This is a genomic window from Neisseria sp. MVDL19-042950 (genome assembly GCF_030504625.1).
Lineage (GTDB): Bacteria > Pseudomonadota > Gammaproteobacteria > Burkholderiales > Neisseriaceae > Neisseria.
Map to the genome: position 1 here is coordinate 1 of NZ_JAUKWH010000016.1, position 18940 is coordinate 18940.

The 18940-nt window shown below is 53.1% G+C and carries 16 protein-coding genes; 8 read left to right on the plus strand and 8 right to left on the minus strand.

All coding sequences use genetic code 11. The features are described from left to right. The first annotated feature begins 218 nt into the window (after window positions 1-218). From Q0X97_RS10985 to greA, 5 genes are all read left to right on the plus strand, one after another. The gene (locus Q0X97_RS10985) at window positions 219-3413 is read left to right on the plus strand and encodes a DNA translocase FtsK (RefSeq protein WP_302067487.1); all 3195 of its coding nucleotides are present in this window, start codon (window positions 219-221) and stop codon (window positions 3411-3413) included. A 133-nt stretch (window positions 3414-3546) separates the two neighbouring features. Further along, window positions 3547-4176 (plus strand): lytic transglycosylase domain-containing protein, encoded by a 630-nt coding sequence (locus Q0X97_RS10990; RefSeq protein ID WP_302067488.1) that lies wholly within the window; start codon window positions 3547-3549, stop codon window positions 4174-4176. Window positions 4177-4501: 325 nt separating this feature from the next. Then, on the plus strand, window positions 4502-5887 hold the full coding sequence (locus tag Q0X97_RS10995; protein ID WP_302067489.1) for an MFS transporter: 1386 nt from the start codon (window positions 4502-4504) through the stop codon (window positions 5885-5887). Then, entirely contained in the window at window positions 5887-6408 is a 522-nt protein-coding gene (locus tag Q0X97_RS11000; protein ID WP_302067490.1) for a single-stranded DNA-binding protein, read from the plus strand. The genes Q0X97_RS10995 and Q0X97_RS11000 overlap by 1 nt, the downstream gene beginning before the upstream one ends. 382 nt (window positions 6409-6790) lie before the next feature. Further along, on the plus strand, window positions 6791-7267 hold the full coding sequence (greA, locus tag Q0X97_RS11005; RefSeq protein WP_085390518.1) for a transcription elongation factor GreA: 477 nt from the start codon (window positions 6791-6793) through the stop codon (window positions 7265-7267). Window positions 7268-7350: 83 nt separating this feature from the next. Here greA and tadA read toward each other — a convergent pair whose 3' ends face one another. Both tadA and nadE read right to left on the minus strand, forming a co-directional pair. Further along, window positions 7351-8067, minus strand: coding sequence for a tRNA adenosine(34) deaminase TadA (gene tadA / locus Q0X97_RS11010; protein ID WP_302067491.1), 717 nt, complete (start codon window positions 8065-8067; stop codon window positions 7351-7353). Between the two features lie 99 nt (window positions 8068-8166). Then, window positions 8167-8958, minus strand: a complete 792-nt coding sequence (nadE, locus tag Q0X97_RS11015) for an NAD(+) synthase (protein WP_302067492.1) — start codon at window positions 8956-8958, stop codon at window positions 8167-8169. Window positions 8959-9331: 373 nt separating this feature from the next. On the opposite strand from nadE, the gene Q0X97_RS11020 reads away from it, so the two are divergent. From Q0X97_RS11020 to Q0X97_RS11030, 3 genes are all read left to right on the plus strand, one after another. Beyond that, window positions 9332-10873, plus strand: a complete 1542-nt coding sequence (locus Q0X97_RS11020; RefSeq protein ID WP_302067493.1) for an OFA family MFS transporter — start codon at window positions 9332-9334, stop codon at window positions 10871-10873. Between the two features lie 79 nt (window positions 10874-10952). Further along, window positions 10953-12710 carry an exodeoxyribonuclease V subunit alpha gene (recD, locus tag Q0X97_RS11025; RefSeq protein WP_302067494.1) on the plus strand — a complete coding sequence of 586 codons (1758 nt, stop codon included), beginning with the start codon at window positions 10953-10955 and terminating at the stop codon, window positions 12708-12710. A gap of 38 nt (window positions 12711-12748) precedes the next feature. After that, entirely contained in the window at window positions 12749-13375 is a 627-nt protein-coding gene (locus Q0X97_RS11030) for a LysE/ArgO family amino acid transporter (protein ID WP_302067495.1), read from the plus strand. 121 nt (window positions 13376-13496) lie between these two features. Here Q0X97_RS11030 and purF read toward each other — a convergent pair whose 3' ends face one another. The 6 genes from purF to Q0X97_RS11060 all read right to left on the minus strand — a co-directional run bounded on the left by purF (window position 13497) and on the right by Q0X97_RS11060 (window position 18933). Next, window positions 13497-15053, minus strand: a complete 1557-nt coding sequence (gene purF, locus Q0X97_RS11035) for an amidophosphoribosyltransferase (RefSeq protein ID WP_302067496.1) — start codon at window positions 15051-15053, stop codon at window positions 13497-13499. A 20-nt stretch (window positions 15054-15073) separates the two neighbouring features. Next, complete coding sequence (locus tag Q0X97_RS11040) at window positions 15074-15571, minus strand: CvpA family protein (protein ID WP_302067498.1); 498 nt, start codon at window positions 15569-15571, stop codon at window positions 15074-15076. A gap of 2 nt (window positions 15572-15573) precedes the next feature. Beyond that, window positions 15574-16758, minus strand: coding sequence for an SPOR domain-containing protein (locus tag Q0X97_RS11045; protein WP_302067736.1), 1185 nt, complete (start codon window positions 16756-16758; stop codon window positions 15574-15576). Window positions 16759-16770: 12 nt separating this feature from the next. Then, window positions 16771-18057 (minus strand): bifunctional tetrahydrofolate synthase/dihydrofolate synthase, encoded by a 1287-nt coding sequence (gene folC, locus Q0X97_RS11050; protein WP_302067519.1) that lies wholly within the window; start codon window positions 18055-18057, stop codon window positions 16771-16773. Between the two features lie 90 nt (window positions 18058-18147). After that, window positions 18148-18570, minus strand: a complete 423-nt coding sequence (locus Q0X97_RS11055; protein ID WP_302067500.1) for a protein YgfX — start codon at window positions 18568-18570, stop codon at window positions 18148-18150. A gap of 3 nt (window positions 18571-18573) precedes the next feature. Next, window positions 18574-18933 carry a hypothetical protein gene (locus tag Q0X97_RS11060; protein ID WP_302067501.1) on the minus strand — a complete coding sequence of 120 codons (360 nt, stop codon included), beginning with the start codon at window positions 18931-18933 and terminating at the stop codon, window positions 18574-18576. Window positions 18934-18940: the final 7 nt, after the last annotated feature.

The window sequence follows — 18940 nt, forward strand, 5'->3', positions numbered from 1 at the left end:
AGAAGGAACGAAGACACGAAACTTATCTGTCATGATTGATTTTCATGCCGGATATTTTATGTATTTAGGAAGAATGTTATGGGATTATTTAGGTCAGATCGCCATATTTTTCTACACTATGCACCAATAGTAATTTGAATAAAAACAATTCCTTCAAGTGAAGGCTGAAACAAGTTAAAATAACAACTTTGCCGAAACCAATCAAGGCCGTTGTGTTTATGTTGTGGACATTTTTACTGATTTTGCTGTTATGTGCTATTGCCGGTATGTTGTGGATCCGTCGTCGCCAAGAACAAGAGTGGCTACGGGAACTTACTTATCTTAGCCGTCATGAAGAAACAGATAACGGTGTTGAATCTGATACCTCTGATGGAAAGCAACTGAAAGCACTGCGGGGTGTCGATCCAAATCTGAAAAACACGCGCCAAATTTATAAGGCAGCGGAAGAGGCTAAGGCGGTATACGATAAAACCGTAGAGAAATTTCGGGCTTTGTCTCCGAAGCACAGCCGCAAGTTGGATGCTACATCAGGAATGGTTCGTGATAGAAATAAAGATGACGGTTTGAATGAACTGCCTATCTTTGCCTCTGCGTCTGAGGTAAAACATGTTGTAGAAATAACAGAAGATAGCCAACATGAATTTGCAGATGTGAATGAGATTGAAAAAACACAGGTTCTTTCATTAAACGAAGCCATTCAGCCTGATTCGGATGAAGAAGAAGGAAATGATATTCCGATGTTTGGTGCAGTGGTGCCGGAAGTGCCAATTTCTCCGGAGCAGAAACCATTGCGTGCAACCGGGAAATCCATTGCTCCCGCTCCTTATTTGGATTTTGAAGATGGAGAATATCGCCCTGCCAAGATAGTAGATTCTTCCTTGCCGGTTATTACCTTGGAAGAGGCCACCCGTGCATTGCGGGAAACACCGACGACAGATACTGAACCGCAGGAAGCCAAACCACAGCCACCTGTTTCCAAACCTACGTCTGACATGGAAGTAGTTGAAATCAATTGGCAGTTCAGGCCGGCATTAGAAGAAATCGAACCGCCTAAGCCTGTGGTTGAATTAAAAACAATTGATTTAGATGATCCTGCATTGAAACGGACACGTGAACGCGTGTTGTCGGAAGTACGGCAAATTTCTTTGCATACAATACCTCGTACTGAAATGATACAGTCGGTAGAACAGGCATTAAATTCTCCCGAAACCATTGGGGTGGAAGATATCCGTGCTAACTTGCTGCGTCAGCGTTTAGCCCGTCGCCGTCAGGTTACGGCCCAAGCTCCGGTGCAAGTGCTTCAGCCGAAAGTGATTCCGGAAGGTGAGGTGTTTGCTAATTTGGCAAAAACCGATTCACCTGTTAATCGTCAACGTATCCGCCGCATTAATATGGCGATGCGCGAAAGTGTGATTCCTGACGCAGCGCGTGTCGAGCAGAGTCATGTGGTCAAACTCCAACCGCCGAAAATAGCCGGAACCTCTCCCATATCTACCCGTTTTACACCTTATGCCGCTGTGCCCGATCCGATGGCAACCGTTGTGGAGCCTCCTCCCGTGCCTGAGGTGGAACGGCAAGTGATTGATATTCCAGAACCGCCGGTATTTCATAATACTGCTGCCGTTTCTTCTCCGCGAGCGGTGGTACATGAAGAAGCAGAAGTATCTGCAGTCAATGCCCACATTAGCGATACTCCGCGTTGGACGATTACAGACCGCTTGATCAGTGAATCTGCGCCGACAGTTGCAGACAAAGAGGGGTTTCAGACGGCCTCGGATGAAACAGATGAAGCGACTGCCGCAATTTTTGAGCATGCTTCGAAACAATCGGCAGAAAATTTGGTGAGGCCGTCTGAAACGACAACGGTTCCCGCCGCTTCCGTAACGCCGATTCCGCGCATTGTTACCGTTCCGAAAGGCGAATCTCATTTGCCCGCGGTCGATTTGCTACAACCGCCGCAATTTGATCCGACAGCGACGCAAACGGAAGAAGCATTGTTGGAAAACAGCATTACCATCGAAGAAAAGTTGGCCGAATTTAAAGTAAAAGTAAAGGTAATGGATGCTTATTCCGGCCCTGTTATCACCCGCTATGAAATCGAGCCGGATGTCGGAGTGCGCGGTAATGCCGTATTGAATCTTGAAAAAGATTTGGCACGCTCGTTAGGCGTGGCTTCTATCCGCGTGGTTGAAACCATACCGGGCAAAACCTGCATGGGCTTGGAGTTGCCGAACCCCAAGCGGCAGATGATACGTTTGAGTGAAATTTTCAATTCGCCTGCTTTTCAGGAATCCAAATCCAAACTGACGCTTGCTTTGGGGCAAGACATTACCGGCGAACCGGTGGTAACCGATTTGGGCAAAGCACCGCATCTATTGGTGGCGGGTACGACCGGATCGGGTAAATCGGTTGGCGTGAATTCAATGATTTTATCAATGTTGTTTAAAGCAACGCCTGATGAAGTTCGCATGATTATGATAGACCCGAAAATGCTGGAGCTGAGTATTTACGAGGGAATCCCCCATCTGCTTGCACCGGTGGTTACCGATATGAAGCTGGCCGCCAATGCGCTGACATGGTGTGTGAACGAGATGGAAAAACGTTACCGTTTGATGAGCCATGTTGGTGTGCGTAATTTGGCGGGCTTTAATCAAAAAGTGGCCGAAGCGGCGGCTCGCGGCGAAACCATGGCTAATCCGTTCAGCTTAACACCTTCCGAGCCCGAACCGTTGGAAAAACTGCCGTTTATCGTAGTGGTGGTGGATGAGTTTGCCGACTTGATGATGACGGCAGGCAAGAAAATCGAAGAATTGATTGCACGTTTGGCGCAGAAAGCCCGCGCAGCGGGTATCCACTTGATTTTGGCTACCCAGCGCCCGAGTGTGGATGTGATTACCGGTTTGATTAAAGCCAATATTCCGACGCGTATCGCATTTCAGGTTTCCAGCAAAGTCGACAGCCGCACGATTCTTGACCAGATGGGGGCAGAAAATCTGCTGGGGCAAGGCGATATGCTGTTTCTGCCGCCGGGCACCGGCTATCCGAAGCGTGTGCATGGTGCCTTTGTTGCAGATGATGAAGTTCATCGCGTTGTCGAATATCTCAAACAGTTCGGAGAACCGAATTATATAGACGATATTCTGACTGCCGGAGTGGGCGGTGATGATCTGTTCAGCAATGCCAACAGCGGACGAGGCAGCGATGAAGAACAAGATCCGATGTATGACGATGCCGTTGCCTGCGTGATTAAAACCCGTAAAGCAACCATTTCATCGGTGCAGCGTTATTTGCGCATCGGCTACAACCGTGCCGCCCGTTTGATCGACCAAATGGAAGCCGACGGTATCGTTTCGGCTCCGGAGGCCAACGGCAACCGTACCGTATTGGCGCAAAGTAGCGAACACCTTGATTAATGGTTTCAGACGGCCTCTTGGAAGAAGGCCGTCTGAAATATATCGGAATGCTTTTGTATTGAATAAAAAATGAACCGTACAGGCCGTCTGAAACTTTTCAGACGGCCTGTACCAACCGTAAACCTGACACATTATGAATGGCAAAACCTCTATTCTTTTTCCTGAATCCGTAGACCGCCGTCGCTTACTGATTGCCGGCGGTGCATGTTTATTGAGTCCGAAATTGCTGCTGGCCGGAGCGCAGCGTGAAGAAACCTTGTCTGACGACGTGGCTTCGGTGATGCGCAGTTCCATCAACAATGTAAACCCGCCGCGCTTGGTTTTTACCCGTGCCGAAGACGGAGAGCGTTGGTTGAAAGATATGTCGTCCCGTTTGGCGCGCTATGTGCCTGATGAAGGGGAACGCCGGCGTTTGCTTATCAACATACAATATGAATCAAGCCGTGCCGGTTTGGATACACAGGTTGTATTGGGTCTGATTGAAGTAGAAAGCGCGTTTCGCCAATACGCCATCAGTAACGTCGGTGCACGCGGGTTGATGCAGGTAATGCCGTTTTGGAGGAACTATATCGGCAAGCCTTCACACAACCTTTTCGATATCCGCACCAACCTGCGTTACGGCTGTACTATTTTGCGCCATTACAATAATGTCGAGCGAGGCAACTTGGTACGGGCACTGGCCCGTTTTAACGGCAGTTTGGGCAGCAACAAATATCCGAACGCAGTCTTGGGCGCATGGCGCAACCGTTGGCAGTGGGGATAATGTTGTAAGTATTTTCAAGAGAAGCCGTCTGAAAGAAAAGCAGTTTTTCAGACGGCTTTATAATCCGTGAAACACAAATAATCATGACAAGTATGGGACTGCAAGTGGCGGACATACCGATTCCGCTACCGTGCCGCCGGTTTATAAAACCGCCTGTTTAAGGCTGCGGCGGACGGCTCTGCAAGGTCATCGGATTTCGCAGCAGCGATAAAAGTTTATCTGTTTAATCTTCAGGCCGTCTGAAACAGAAACAGACAATCGTTGTATAATCGCCCCATTAACCAACCTGTTCATTTTCAGACGGCCTCAACAATACAATATCATTATGTCAAAACAAAACCGCACACAGATGCTCCCTCTCGAATGGCGTGCCAGCAGCTCTCTGGCGGGCGTATATGCATTGCGTATGCTCGGCATGTTTTTAGTACTGCCGGTGCTTGCCCTCTATGCCGCCACTTTGCCGGGAGCCGAAAATAACAAAACCTTGGTTGGTCTGGCAATGGGCATGTACGGCTTGACGCAAGCCGCTTTGCAACTGCCCTTAGGGATAGCTTCGGATAAGTTCGGGCGCAAAAGGGTAATTTACGTCGGGTTGATTGTGTTTGCAGCAGGCAGTTTTTTGGCTGCCGCCGCCAATACTTTGGAAATGCTCGTAGTGGCGCGGGCTTTGCAGGGAGCAGGTGCTATCAGTGCGGCGGTTACTGCGCTTCTGGCCGACTTAACCCGCGATGAAGTGCGTACCCGCGGCATGGCCATGATAGGGTTGAGCATAGGCTTAACATTTTCAGCCAGCTTGGTGTTGGCTCCCGCATTATCAGGGATTATCGGCGTACCCGGCCTGTTTATGCTGACAGGCGTGCTGACGGTAATAAGCATTGCGGTCGTCGCATGGGTTACACCCGATCCGGTTAAATCAAAGTTGCATGAAGACACCCAAGCACAGCCTTCCCGCATCGGTGAAGTGCTAAAAAACACCCAGTTGCTGAGTTTGGATTTTGGTATCTTCGCCCTTCATGCCTCACAAATGGCCTTGTTTATCTCGTTGCCTTTCGCTCTGGAACATTTAGGGCTGGATAAAATCCAACATTGGAAAATCTATCTGCCCGCCACCATTATCGGGCTGATTTTGATGGTGCCGTTGATTATCATCGGCGAAACGCGCAATAAACTAAAGCAGGTATTTTTAGGCGGCATCGGCTGTATCGCCGCCGCGCAGATGGGATTGATGTACGGTTTGGAGTCGATATGGATGATTGCCGTATATCTGACCATCTACTTTATCGGATTCAACGTATTGGAAGCAAGCTTGCCTTCGATAGTATCGAAAATTGCCCCGGCGGATTTAAAAGGCACGGCGATGGGTGTTTACAACACCATGCAATCGGTAGGCTTGTTTGCAGGCGGTGCATCGGGCGGTTGGATTTTCCAGCATTACGGCTTCAGTGGCGTATTTGCATTTTGTACGTCCCTGATGCTGTTATGGATGTTGATAGCAATGTTCGCGCCTGCGCCCAAGCCTGTTAAAAATATCGCATTTACCGTGCCGACGGAGTGGCAGGGGCGTACGGCGGATTTGCATGCCGCACTCACCGCCTTGCAGGGTACGGAAGCCGTGAGCTTCAGCGTGGACGAACAAACCGTTTATATCAAGGCGTTGCAGAAAGGATTCGACCAGACAGCCGCCGAAAAAATTATCTCAGGAGTAAAGTAATGTCATCATTAAATAAAGTGATTCTTATCGGCAATCTGGGGCGCGATCCCGAAGTGCGGTATATGCCGAACGGCGAAGCCGTGTGTAATTTCAGCATAGCAACCAGCGAAGTTTGGAACGACCGTAACAGCGGCCAACGGCAAGAACGTACAGAATGGCACAACATCACACTTTACCGCCGCTTGGCGGAAGTGGCCGGCCAATACTTGCGTAAAGGCAGTTCCGTGTATATCGAAGGCCGTATCCAAAGCCGAAAATATGTAGGTAAAGACGGAATCGAGCGCACGGCTTACGATATTATCGGCAGCGAAATGAAAATGCTGGGCGCGCGCAGCGGCGGCTCGGCTGAATACGACGGCGGGCAAGGCGGTTATCAGCAATCCGCTCCGCAGCAATCTTACCAAAGTGCTCCTGCTTACCAGCAGGAAGCACCAAGCGCACCGCCTGCCGCGCCGCGCCGTCAAGCTCCCGTCGCGCCGGCAGCTCCTGTGGATGATATTGACGACGATATTCCGTTCTAAGATTCTCCTCAGCATAAAATATCGAAAAACCCTGCAAAAAGAGAAACCGGAACGGTATAAGGTTTCTCTTTTTGCTATAGGTAGTTATCAACCTAGAAAGATTGGGTGTTTGAAAACTGTATAGATAAGCCCACAGGTTTTTTCAGACGGCCTCTTAAAGCGGGTAACGATGTTGCTTTTTCCGCCTTCTTTGGTACAATGCCATTTAACAAAAGTTATTCCAAACAAGCCGCCGGATTCGGGCGGCTTGTATTTTTATTTACAGAACCGGATTGAATGCGGCGTATATCGGGGAAAGGCCGAATACTGTGTAAAGCGTTGTGCTTTGCATGGTTATTGTGCTTTCTTATTCGGGTATGAAGCCGTTTCGTGGAGAAAAAACATGCAGAAAATTCCGTTAACCGTGCGTGGTGCCGAATTATTGAAAGAAGAATTGCAACACCTGAAAAGCGTGGCGCGTCCAGCAGTGATCGAAGCGATTGCGGAAGCGCGATCGCATGGCGATTTGTCGGAAAATGCCGAATATGAAGCTGCCAAGGAGCGTCAGGGGTTTATTGAAGGCCGTATTGCCGATGTGGAGCATAAACTTGCCCGCGCCCATATCATCAATCCTGCCGAGATCCATGCAGAAGGCAAGGTGGTATTCGGCGCAACCGTTACTTTGGAAGATTTGAATACTGAAGAGCAGGTACGTTACCAAATCGTGGGTGAGGATGAAGCCGATATCAAACTTAATAAAATTTATGTCGGTTCGCCTATCGCCCGTGCTTTAATCGGTAAAGAGGAGGGTGATGTGGCCGAGGTGCAGGCTCCGAGCGGTTTGCGCGAGTATGATATTGTGGCTGTGGAATATATTTGATTGGTTTGAATCGAATCGATAGGGAGAGGCCGTCTGAAAAGTTTTCAGACGGCCTCTTTTGTATATGGCGGGTAAGAATCGGGTTAGCGGCGGTTTTGAAAGAATGTTTGCAATAATGCGCCGCATTCTTCGGCCAGTATGCCGCCTTTTACGGCGGTGTGGCGGTTGAGCCGCGTGTCGGCAAACAGGTTGATGATACTGCCGGCGGCTCCGGTTTTTGGTTCGGCCGCACCGTAAATCACGCGCCGCACGCGGGCTTGGATGAGGGCGCTGGCGCACATGCTGCACGGTTCGAGTGTAACGTAGACATCGCAGCCGTCGAGACGGTAGTTTTGCAAAACTTCTCCCGCAGCGGCAAGGGCGCGTATTTCGGCGTGATGGCTGATGTTGCGGCTGTGAATGCAGGTGTTGTGGGCGGCGGCGATTAGTGCGCCGTTTTTTACGACGACGGCACCGACCGGTATTTCGCCCAAGGCGGCAGATTGCCCGGCTTGTTGCAGGGCCGTTTGCATAAAGTGTTCCATTTCAGACGGCATCGGGAAGACATCGACGGGTGGGTGTCGGCGGACGGCTTCGAGCAGGTCGTTTTTTTCTGCAAGGCTTAAATCTTGGGGGCGGGTTTCGTTCAACAGGGCGGCAAGCTGCCATAAGGTGCTGCGGGTAACGGTTAGCCCCGCTGCTTTGAGCAGGAGAAAAGTTTGCACTGCGCCGTGCTTGCGCAAATCTTCAAGCGTGCGGATATCGAGTGTGCGGAGGGTTTGCAGGGTTTTGGGGGCGAGGGGCGGGGTGGTGAGCTGCATGGCGGGAGTGTTGTTTGAGGTGGTTTGAGGCCGTCTGAAAAAGATGGATTGGCGGATATGCTTTCAGACGGCCTGAGGGTTGTTTTGCTGTTTGATGGGTCAGGCCAGCAACTCGGGCGGAATCGGACAGATGGGGATGGGGTTGACTTTATGCTGCATGGCGCGGTGCAGGCGGGTGTAGATTTCCAGCACTTCGCGTTGGCGGCCTTCAAATTCTTCGGGGCCGTGTTTGCCATAAACCGTCATCGCCCATTCAAGCTCGGGGTAGCTTGCGCCGATTTGCTGTTCGTCGGTGCGTTCGGTATCCCACAATCCGTCGGTAGGCACGGCGGTTCGAATGGATTCGATAACGTTTAGCTCGGCGGCCAGCGTGTAGATTTGCGTTTTCAACAGGTCGGCAATCGGGCTGATGTCCACGCCGCCGTCGCCGTATTTGGTAAAGAAGCCCACGCCGAAATCTTCCACTTTGTTGCCGGTGCCGGTAACGAGCAGGCCGTTGATTTGGCCGTAGTAATAAAGTGTAACCATACGCAGGCGGGAACGGGCGTTGGCAAGGGCAAGCTGTTTGGCCGGATAGTCGGTTTCGTCCACTTCCACGGTTTGGGCGAAAGTGTCAAAGGTGGGGGTGAGGTCGATGCGTTCGCCGCGCACGTTGGGAAAACGGTGTTTCAAATCGTCGATGTGTGCTTGGGCGCGGTCGACTTGGTCGGCTTTTTGGCGGATGGGCATTTCCAAAAGCAGTGTGGGCAGGCCGGTGCGGGCGGCGAGAATGGATACCACGGCAGAATCGATGCCGCCTGAAACGCCGACGATAAAGCCTTTGGCACGGGCTGTGGCAGCATAGTCTTTCAACCAACCGGTAATGTGGTCGATAACGGCTTGGGTTTGCATGGTGTTCCTTTCGGGCGGTAAGCGGTAAAGATATAAATATAACGTGATTCGAGGCCGTCTGAAAAGGCGGCGGGTTTTCAGACGGCCTCTATGGAGAGGCAGCTTAAAAATAACATACGCCATCTTCGGGGCAAGCCCGGCATAACAGACCGTGATAAAAGTTTGTTGACGATTATAACGGCAGCTTCCGTATGAACGGTGTGGTTGCGGCGGCTGCACGATTTGGCTTTTCACGGCCGAATATGAATTTTCTGCACGTTGGAAGTGCAAATAAATCAAGCCCGCCTTTGTGCGGAGGATGGCCGGTTTTTGGTAAAATTCCCGCCGTTTCGCAAAGCCTTTTGTTTACACACACATTTTTATAAGGAAAATCATGTCTTTTCTAGACAGGGAAAATACCGTTGCCAAAGCGGATTTCAACCGTTGGCTGGTTCCGCCCGCGGCATTGGCGGTTCATTTATCCATCGGGCAGATTTATGCCTATTCCGTGTTCAATGCCCCGTTAACCAAAATCATCGGCATCACAGAACCGGTTTCCGGCGATTGGAAGCTGGCTACCGTGGGATGGATTTTCAGTATCGCGCTGGCCGTGCTGGGCGCATCGGCTGCGTTGTTCGGCACTTGGATGGAGCGGGTAGGCCCGCGTAAGGCAATGTTTGTGGCCGCGTGTTGTTTCGGCTCGGGTTTTTTGGTTTCCGCTTTGGGCGTGCATACGCATAATCTTTGGCTGCTGTATCTGGGAAACGGCGTGCTCGGCGGCGTGGGTTTGGGGTTGGGCTATATCGGGCCGGTGTCGACCTTAATGAAATGGTTTCCCGACAAACCCGGCATGGCAACCGGTTTGGCCATTATGGGCTTCGGCGGCGGCGCGATGCTGGCCTCGCCGCTTTCCGTGGCGTTGATGAATTTCTTCGGCAGCCCGGTTTCCACCGGCGTGGCCGAAACGTTTGTGGTGCTGGGGATTTTTTATTTTGTTTTTATGATGTTCGGCGTGTTTACCATCCGCGTGCCTGCCGAAAACTGGCGGCCCAAAGGTTTTGTGCCGCCGGTAAAGAACAAAAAACTGGTCAGCAAAAACCATGTGAACGCGGGCCAAGCGGTGAAAACGCCGCAGTTTTGGCTGCTGTTTTGGATTTTATGCCTGAACGTAACGGCGGGCATCGGCGTGTTGGGGCAGGCTTCGGTGATGATTCAGGAATTGTTTTCCGAAACATCGGTCGGCAAAAGTGCGGCGGTTAGCGCGGCAGCTGCGGCGGGTTTTGTGGGTTTGCTCAGCCTGTTTAATATGGGCGGCCGCTTTTTCTGGTCGAGTATTTCCGACAAAATCGGCCGTAAAAACACTTATACGGTGTTTTTCGTGCTGGGTTCGCTGCTGTATTTCGCCGTGCCTTCTTTGGGCGAGAGCGGAAACAAAACGCTGTTCGTTATCGGTTTTTGTGTGATTATGTCGATGTATGGCGGCGGATTTGCGGCGATTCCGGCTTATCTGAAAGATTTGTTCGGCACGTTGCAGGTAGGCGCGATTCACGGTCGTTTATTGCTGGCATGGTCCGCCGCCGCCGTGCTCGGCCCCGTGCTGGTGAACTATATCCGCCAAAGCCAGATTGACGGCGGCGTACCTGCGGCACAGGCTTACAGCATTACCATGTATATCATGGCGGCTTTGCTGGTGGCCGGGCTGCTGTGCAACCTGTGGGTAAAACCCGTGCATGAAAAATACCACGACAAAAGCGTGAAAGAAGCGGCGGAGAGCCATAACCCTTCCGATGAAACTACGCTTTCCGATGCTTATCTGGCGGTAGATAAAGTTTCGCACGGCGGCATGAAAGTATGGTCGCGCTGGGCGTTGGCTGCTGTGCCGCTCAGTTATGGCGTGGTGATGGTGTTTGCGAAAGTGATGGATTTGTTCCGCTAACTTTTACCTTGCTTTCTTCGGCTATAATTCAGGCCGTCTGAAACTTTTCAGACGGCCTTTCGTATCCGGAGATAGAGAAATGACTACTGCTTTGCCATCCGACCCCGACCAAGCCGCTGCCGAAGCTGCCGTTGCCTTGCTCGAACGCCATGCTCCCGCCGATGCCGCCGTTGCCGCCCCTTATATTCCGCGCCTGTTTGCCGCCCTGCAAGACGGGCATTCGTTTATTTGGGTAGACAACCGCGAAGCGGCAGAGCTGGCTGCGGCCTCAAATGTGGTCGGCAAAGGAGAGGGCATGCCGCTGGTGTTGGACGGCAAACGGCTTTTTCTCGGCCGCATGTGGCAGCTCGAACGCGATTTGGCGGCGGAAATCGTGCGGTTGGCAGTGGCGGAAGTTGAAGCGGCGGATTGGTTGCAGGCAGGGCGGAATTTGGCGGAATGGTTCGGCGAAAAAGGCAGCGAAGGCCAGCGTGATGCGGCGGCTTTGGCGTTGTTGCAGCCGTTTATGCTGATCAGCGGCGGCCCCGGCACGGGCAAAACCACCACGGTGGCCAAGCTGCTCGGCCTTTTGTGCGGAAACAATACGCAACTGCCCCGAATCGCGTTGGCAGCACCCACGGGCAAAGCCGCCGCGCACATGGCACGGGCGTTGCATAAAGCGTTAAACCGGTTTGAACTGCCCGAAAAAGCCAAGCGGCATTTGCTGCAACTCGAAGGCCAAACCGTTCACCGCCTGCTCAAGTTAAGGCCGCCGCAGATGCAGCCGCTGTTTGATCGGGAACGACCGTTACCGCTGGATATTCTGGTGGTGGATGAAGCCTCGATGTTGGATGTGTCGCTGCTATTGCATTTGCTGCGTGCCGTTCCTCAGGGATGTCGCGTGATTTTGCTGGGCGATGAAAACCAGTTGCCTTCGGTGGGCGCGGGGGCGGTGCTGGCGGAATTGGCGCAAGAAACGGTGCTGGATTCGGATACGGCGCAAGAGCTTGCCGCCATGCTGCCGCAGCACGGATTTGCCGTTGCCGATCATCCGCCGCCGTTGTCGCAGAACGTAGGCCGTCTGAAAACCAGCCACCGTTTCGGTGAAAACAGCGGCATCGGCTGTTTGGCACGGGCGGTAGTGGAGGGCGATGCCGAAACCGCATGGGCGCAGTTTGCCCGTTTCCCCGCCGAGTTGGAGGTGCGTGCAGGCAGCATCAGGCAGCAGGCGGAATGGCTGTATGGCAAGCACGCCGATTATTGGCAGGCTGTGGATGCAGGCGATGTGAAGAAGGCGTTTGAACATCAAACCGACGCTGTAGTATTGGCGGCATGGCGCGATGATGCGGCGGCCTTTAACGAGGAATACCGCCGCTGCCTGCAACGCTACGGGCGCGCCCGTGCCGATGTGCAGTGGTTTGCGGGGCAGGCGGTGATGATTACGCGTAACGATTATGCATTGGATGTGTTTAACGGCGATATCGGCTTGGTGATGCCGGATGATGCCGCTCCCGATATGTTGGCGGCTTATTTCCCAAGTGCGGAAAGTTACCGCAAAATCGCCCTCAGCCGCCTGCCTGCATATGAAACCGCATTTGCGCTGACCGTACATAAAAGCCAAGGTTCGGAGTATCGGGAAGTGTGGCTGCTGCCGCCTTCACCGGAAAACGGCGGCAGTGCGGAAAGTTTTTCCAGGGCCTTGCTTTATACCGCCGTTACCCGCGCCCGCGAGCGGTTTGTGTTTTGGGGCGCTCAGGCCGTTTTTCAGACGGCCTGCCGGGAAAGCGGCAACAGGCGGAGCGCTTTGCGTGAAATGATAGCCGAACGCTTTGCAGATTATGCGGCAAACGGCGCGTGAGCCGGACGGTAAAACAGGTTTGAAGGAAAACTTTTAAGATGACGGCTTTCTTAAACGGATTCATGATTTCAGCAGGTTTGATCGTTGCCATCGGCGCACAAAATGCGTTCGTATTGCGAAAAGGGCTGCTGAAACAAAATGTCGGTGTGGTGGTTTCCTTGTGTTGGCTGTGCGATGTGGCGCTTATCGGTTTGGGGGTGTTCGGTATTTCCGCGCTGCTTGCGGACAATGTGTACGCAACCGTTGCCTTATCGCTGGCCGGAGGATTGTTTTTGCTGGTGTATGGCGCACTCAGCCTCAGACGTGCTTATCGGGGCGGCGGGCATCTTTCGATAGCGGGAGGGGCGGATACGGCCACGCCGTCGGCATTACAGGCGGCAGCCGCCACGCTTGCGTTGACTTTGCTTAATCCGCATGTTTACGTGGATACCGTGATATTGATCGGCGGCAGTGCGGCCGGTTTGTCCGAAGCGGATAAATTGAAATTTCTTATCGGTGCGGTAACGGCTTCTGCGGTATGGTTTTCAGGGGTGGGCTACGGAGCCCGTTTGCTGCAACCGCTGTTCCGCCGTGAACGGGTGTGGCAGATACTGGATAGTTTGATTGCGGTAATGATGTTTTATTTGGCTTACGGCTTGTTCCGACAGGCGTATGGTTTGCTTTAGCCGGCGGTCTCCGTATCCGGTGTTCGGAAAATCAGAAAAACCGGCATGCAGATGCAGCCGGTTTTTTACAAGTGTTTTAAATTCAATAAAGTGTTTTAAGCATTTCAATCGTAAGAGAAGTTTATCCATCCTCATCGTTTTCATTGCTGATTTGGATGCCGGATTCGACTTTTCCGGTCAGCAAATGGCTGACAACGGCAGCCGATTTCCCCGCCGACAATTGTTGCAGGTAATTTTCGTCGATATCGCCGCTTAAGTAGCAGCCGCTGAAGCATGAAGTATCGAAAGAGTCGATATTGGGGTTGAGTTTTCGAATCACTTCTTCCAATTCGTCGAGATTTTGGAACACGCAGCCGTCTGCGCTGATTTCACGGGAGATTTCGTCAACGGTGCGGTTGTTGGCAATCAATTCCTCGCGGGTAGGCATGTCGATACCGTAAACATTCGGGAAGCGCACTTCGGGGGCGGCGGAAGCAAAATAAACTTTGCGCGCGCCGGATAAACGCACCATTTCTACGATTTCACGGCTGGTGGTGCCGCGAACGATGGAATCGTCGACAAGTAAAACGCTTTTGCCTTTGAATTCGCATTCCATCGGGCTGAGTTTCTGGCGCACGGATTTCTTGCGGGTGGCTTGGCCGGGCATAATGAAAGTGCGGCCGATATAGCGGTTTTTAATCAAGCCTTCGCGGTAGGGTTTGCCTAAGTGGTGAGCGAGCTCCATCGCGCTGGGGCGGCTGGTGTCGGGCACGGGCATCACAACATCAATGTCGTCGATAGGCAGCTCTTGCTTCACTTTTTCAGCCAAAGTAACGCCCATGTTCAAGCGTGCCTGATATACGGATACGCCGTCGATAACGGAGTCGGGGCGGGCGAAGTAAACGTATTCAAACAGGCAGGGGCTGAGTTTGGGGTTTTTGGCACATTGGCGTGAGAAAAATTCCCCCTCGAAAGTGATGAATACGGCCTCTCCGGGCGCGATATCGCGTTCCAAGTCGAAGGCCAAGCTGTTGAACGCCACCGATTCGGATGCAACGGCATAAGATGTTTTGCCGTTTTCGTCGGTTTGCGTGCCCAGCGTGAGCGGCCGGATGCCGTAGGGATCGCGGAAAGCCACCATGCCGTAGCCTGCAATCAGGGCCACCACGCCGTATGCGCCGCGCACCCGTTTGTGCAATTCGGCCACGGCGTTGAAGATGTTGTCTACGCTTAAAATGTTGTTGGAGATATTGCTGGAGGAGCCGCTGACTTCGCGGCGCAATTCGTGTGCGAATACATTGAGCAGCACTTCGGAATCGGAGCAGGTGTTGATGTGGCGCAGATGTTTGTTGCAGACGTTTTCGTACAGCTCGTCGGTGTTGGTGAGGTTGCCGTTGTGCGCCAGCACGATGCCGAAAGGCGAGCTGACGTAAAACGGCTGCGATTCTGCGCTGCTGCCTGCATTGCCCGCAGTAGGGTAGCGGACGTGGGCAATGCCGGCATTGCCGGTTAATTCGCGCATGTTGCGGGTGCGGAAAACGTCGCGCACCATGCCCTTGCCTTTGTGCATATGGAAAATATTGCCTTCGGCGGTAACGATGCCTGCCGCATCCTGACCGCGGTGTTGCAGCATTTGCAAGCCGTCATACAGGCTTTGGTTTACGGGTTGATGGCCTATCAGACCTAATACACCACACATTTTTTAAGATTCTCCAGAGATTAAAGCGTCGGATACTGAATTTTATCGGCCACCACCGGCGGCAGATAAGGCACGGCGAGCTGCGCCAAGGCTTCGAAATATACTGCGCTGAACGATTGCTGCCAGTCGGATGTTTGCGGCAAATCGGTAAACGAGCAGATTAAGACGGCCAACGTAACCAGCAAAACGCCTTTGGCTGCGCCGAAAACCCCGCCGAGCATGCGGTTGATGCTGCCCAAGCCCATTGCCGATACCGCCGAAGTGAGCAGCGAGCGTAAAAAATGCTGCACAAGCCATGCAGCAAAAAACAATAACACAAAGGATAAGGCTACGGCCAAACCGTGCGGGTTTACCGAACTGAAGGCGATGTCGGCAAAAGGCACGGCAAACATTTTGGCGATGATGAAAGCCGCAATCCATGTGATCAGCGAGGTGATTTCGGTAATCACGCCGCGCACCATGGAAACGATGATGCTGACGGCGATCACACCCAAAGCGAGAATATCGAATATTGCCATTTTTATTGACCAATCACGATGCCGTCCACACCGTTTCGGCGGAGTTTGCTCAGGGCGCGGTTTGCCGCATCCCGATCGGGGTAGCTGCTCGTGCGCACGCGGTAGATTTTGCCTTTGCTGGTTTGGGCTTCGCTGACGTATGCGCTTACACCGGCATCGGCGAGTTTTTGCTGTATGTGTTTGGCCTGATCGCGGCTGCTGTACGCTCCGGCCTGAATGATGGCTTTGCCGCTTGAAGCCTGTTTGCCTTCCAAAATGGTTTTGGGATCGCTTTTTTCAGACGGCCCTGATTTGTTGTTTAAAGCGTCTTCTGCGTTTTTCCGGCTTTCCGCCTGCTGTTTTTTCTTGGCGGCTTCCGCTGCACGTTTGTCGGCTTCCGCTTTGGCTTTGAGGCGGTTTGCTTCGCGTTCGGCCTGTTTTTTGCGCTCCGCTTCTTTGGCTGCCTGTTCCCGGGCTTTTTGCTGTTTGGCTTCTTCGGCTTTTTTCTGCTCGTGCAATTTTTGTTGTTCGGCTGCCGCCTGTCTCTGTTCGGCTTGCTTTTTGGCTGCGGCGCGTTCGGCGGCTTTCCTTGCTTCGGCGGCTTTTTGTTCCGCCTGTGCTTTCGAATCAGGCTCTACACGGTTGTTGATGACGACTACCGGCGGCGGGGCGGTATCTTCCTCGGCTTCGGCAGGCTTGGGCTCGACGGGTTTGGGTTTCGGTTTGGGGGGGGCGACCGGTTTGGCTTGCTCAACGGCTTTCGGCCGTACGATCGGTTTGGGGGGGGCGGTTTTTTCCGGCGCGGTATCGGGCATGGGTTCCAACACCGGTTCGGGTGCGGGTTGTGCCGTTTCCTGCTGTTCGAGCAAAGGGTTGTTCAATTCGGTTTGCTTGGTGTTGCCGGCAGGAGTAGGCTCCAACACGACGGCAGGCGATAAATCGGAAGCGTCGTCTTCGGCGGCGGGTTGGTTATCAATGGAAATTTTCGGCACATCTTCGGAGGCCGTCTGAACGGACGAAGCGGACTTTTCGATGCTGATGTTTTGGGCGGTTTCGTCCTGCTCGTCGCCTTGGTTCAAAACTTTCGCCAGCAGAATGCCTGCTAGCACAACCAGTACCGAAGCACCGACCAAACGGCGGCGGTTTTTGCGTTTCAGCTGTTCGTATTCGCTTAAAGAGCTTAAGCGGTTGCGGTTGTTTGCTGCCATGTTTGAACCCTGTTACAGCGTCGCCATCACTTCGGCAACGGTGTGGAATGAACCGAAAACGATAATTCTATCATTTTCCGAAGAAGCCGCCAAAGCAGCTTGGAAGGCCGTCTGAACATTGTCAAAACGTGTAATGTTTTCAATGTTGTGTTCTGACAATTTTTGACTCAAAGCGGCAATATCCATACCGCGCGGCAGATGGAGCGGGGCGATGTACCATTCGTCGAACTGGTCTTTAACGATATCCAGCACTTGATCGATGTCTTTGTCGGCCAGAATGCTGAACACGGCGGTGCGTTTTTGGGCGAACGGCAGTGCTATCAACCCTTGCCGCAAGGCGCGGGCGGCGTGCGGGTTGTGGCCTACGTCGAGAATCACCAGCGGCCGGCCGGGCAGCACTTGGAAGCGGCCGGGGTTGCTGACGAGCAGCAGGCCGCGTTTGATGGAGCCGATGTCGATGGGCAGTTTGTCGTTCAGGCATTCGATAACGGCCAGTGCGCAGGCGGCGTTGTTCAGTTGGTATGCGCCGCGCAGGGCGGGAATCGGCAGGGCGTTGCGGTTGCGTTTGAGGCCGTCTGAAAACACTTGGCCGGATTGCGGGTGGAAATGGAACGACCATTGCTGCTGTTCGAGTTTGCTGAAATCGAAATCGCGCTTGATCAGCAACAGTTCCGCGCCGATATTTTCGGCATGTTGCCGCAGGGATTCGGGCGGTGGGTTTTGGCCGCAGATGGCGGGTTTGCCGCTGCGGAACACGCCTGCTTTTTCGTAGCCGACTTGTTCGACGGTGTCGCCCAAGAAGGATTGGTGATCCAAATCGATGCTGGTAACGACGGCGCAGTCGGCATCGAAAATATTAACGGCATCCAAGCGGCCGCCCAAGCCGACTTCGAGCACCATCACGTCGACTTGTTCGCGCATGAAAATATCGACGGCGGCTAAGGTGTTGAACTCGAAATAAGTCAGCGAAATATCGCCGCGCGCGGCTTCGATGCGCTCGAACGAGGCGACGATGGTGTCGTCGCTTACAGGCTCGGCGTTGACGGCGATGCGTTCGTTGAATTTGAGCAGGTGCGGGCTGGTGAGGGTGCCGACTTTGAAGCCTGCCTGTTTGTAAATCTGGCTAAGAAAGGCGCAGACGGAACCTTTGCCGTTGGTGCCTGCCACGACGATCACGGGGCATTGCGGGTTGAGGTTCATGGCGGCTTTGACTTCGCCGACGCGCGACAAGCCCATGTCGATCAGGCCGGCGCTGTGTGCGGTTTCGAGATGTGATAACCAGTCGTTGAGTGTTTTCATGATGGTGTTGTGTCGGTGTGTGAGGCCGTCTGAAAACCAGCAAAGCGTGTTTTGGCGAAACACGCAAAGCGTGTTTTCAGACGGCCTGTTTTATGGTTTCGGTTGCCCCCAGCGCGCCCATACGAGCAGGCGGCGGTAGCTTTCGCGGTCGGTCATGTCGGGCAGGATGAACTGCCGAATCTGCCGGTCGCCCAAGTCCCATTTTAAAAACAGGGCGTAGCGGGAAATCAGGCTGCCTGCGCACAGGCTGGCGGTAAAGGCAGTTTGTTCGCTGCCGACGAAAACGGCGGCGTTTCCCTGCCTGCTGACGGCGATCTTGTGTATGGCATCGTGTCGGCGCAGTTTTTGCGTCTGCCAAGCCCATGCGAATGCGGCGGATAAAAGCAGCAGGCCGATGATGCGGAACGTGCCGTAAAAGGAGAACAAACAGGTGGCGGCCGCCCAGATGTGCAGTAAAACGGTCAGCACGAGGCCGGTTTTCGAGTGCTTGAGGGCCGTCTGAAAAGCCTGCATGGTTTACATCATGTTGTCGAACACGGGGCTGATGGTCATGTCGGCATCTTCCATGTCCAGCACCATATCGTGGATTTCTACTTCGAAATATTCCCAAAATGCTTTCAGGCTCATGTCTTCGGGCCATTTGTTTTTGGGGATGTCCCAACCGGCGATTTCGGCTTCAAAGATTTGCTGGTAACGCTCGTCGAAGTAGGAAACCACGGCTTCGGGTTCGTCGAATTGCGGCACGAGAAACACCGAGCAGTTGCTGCGGATTTGTTCGACGGTTAAATCGGGCATATTGTCGTCGGCCTGTTTGAGCCATGCCAGAAAGTGTGCGGTGGGTTTCAGCACCACGGCGGTGCGGTCTACAAAATACATGAAGTTT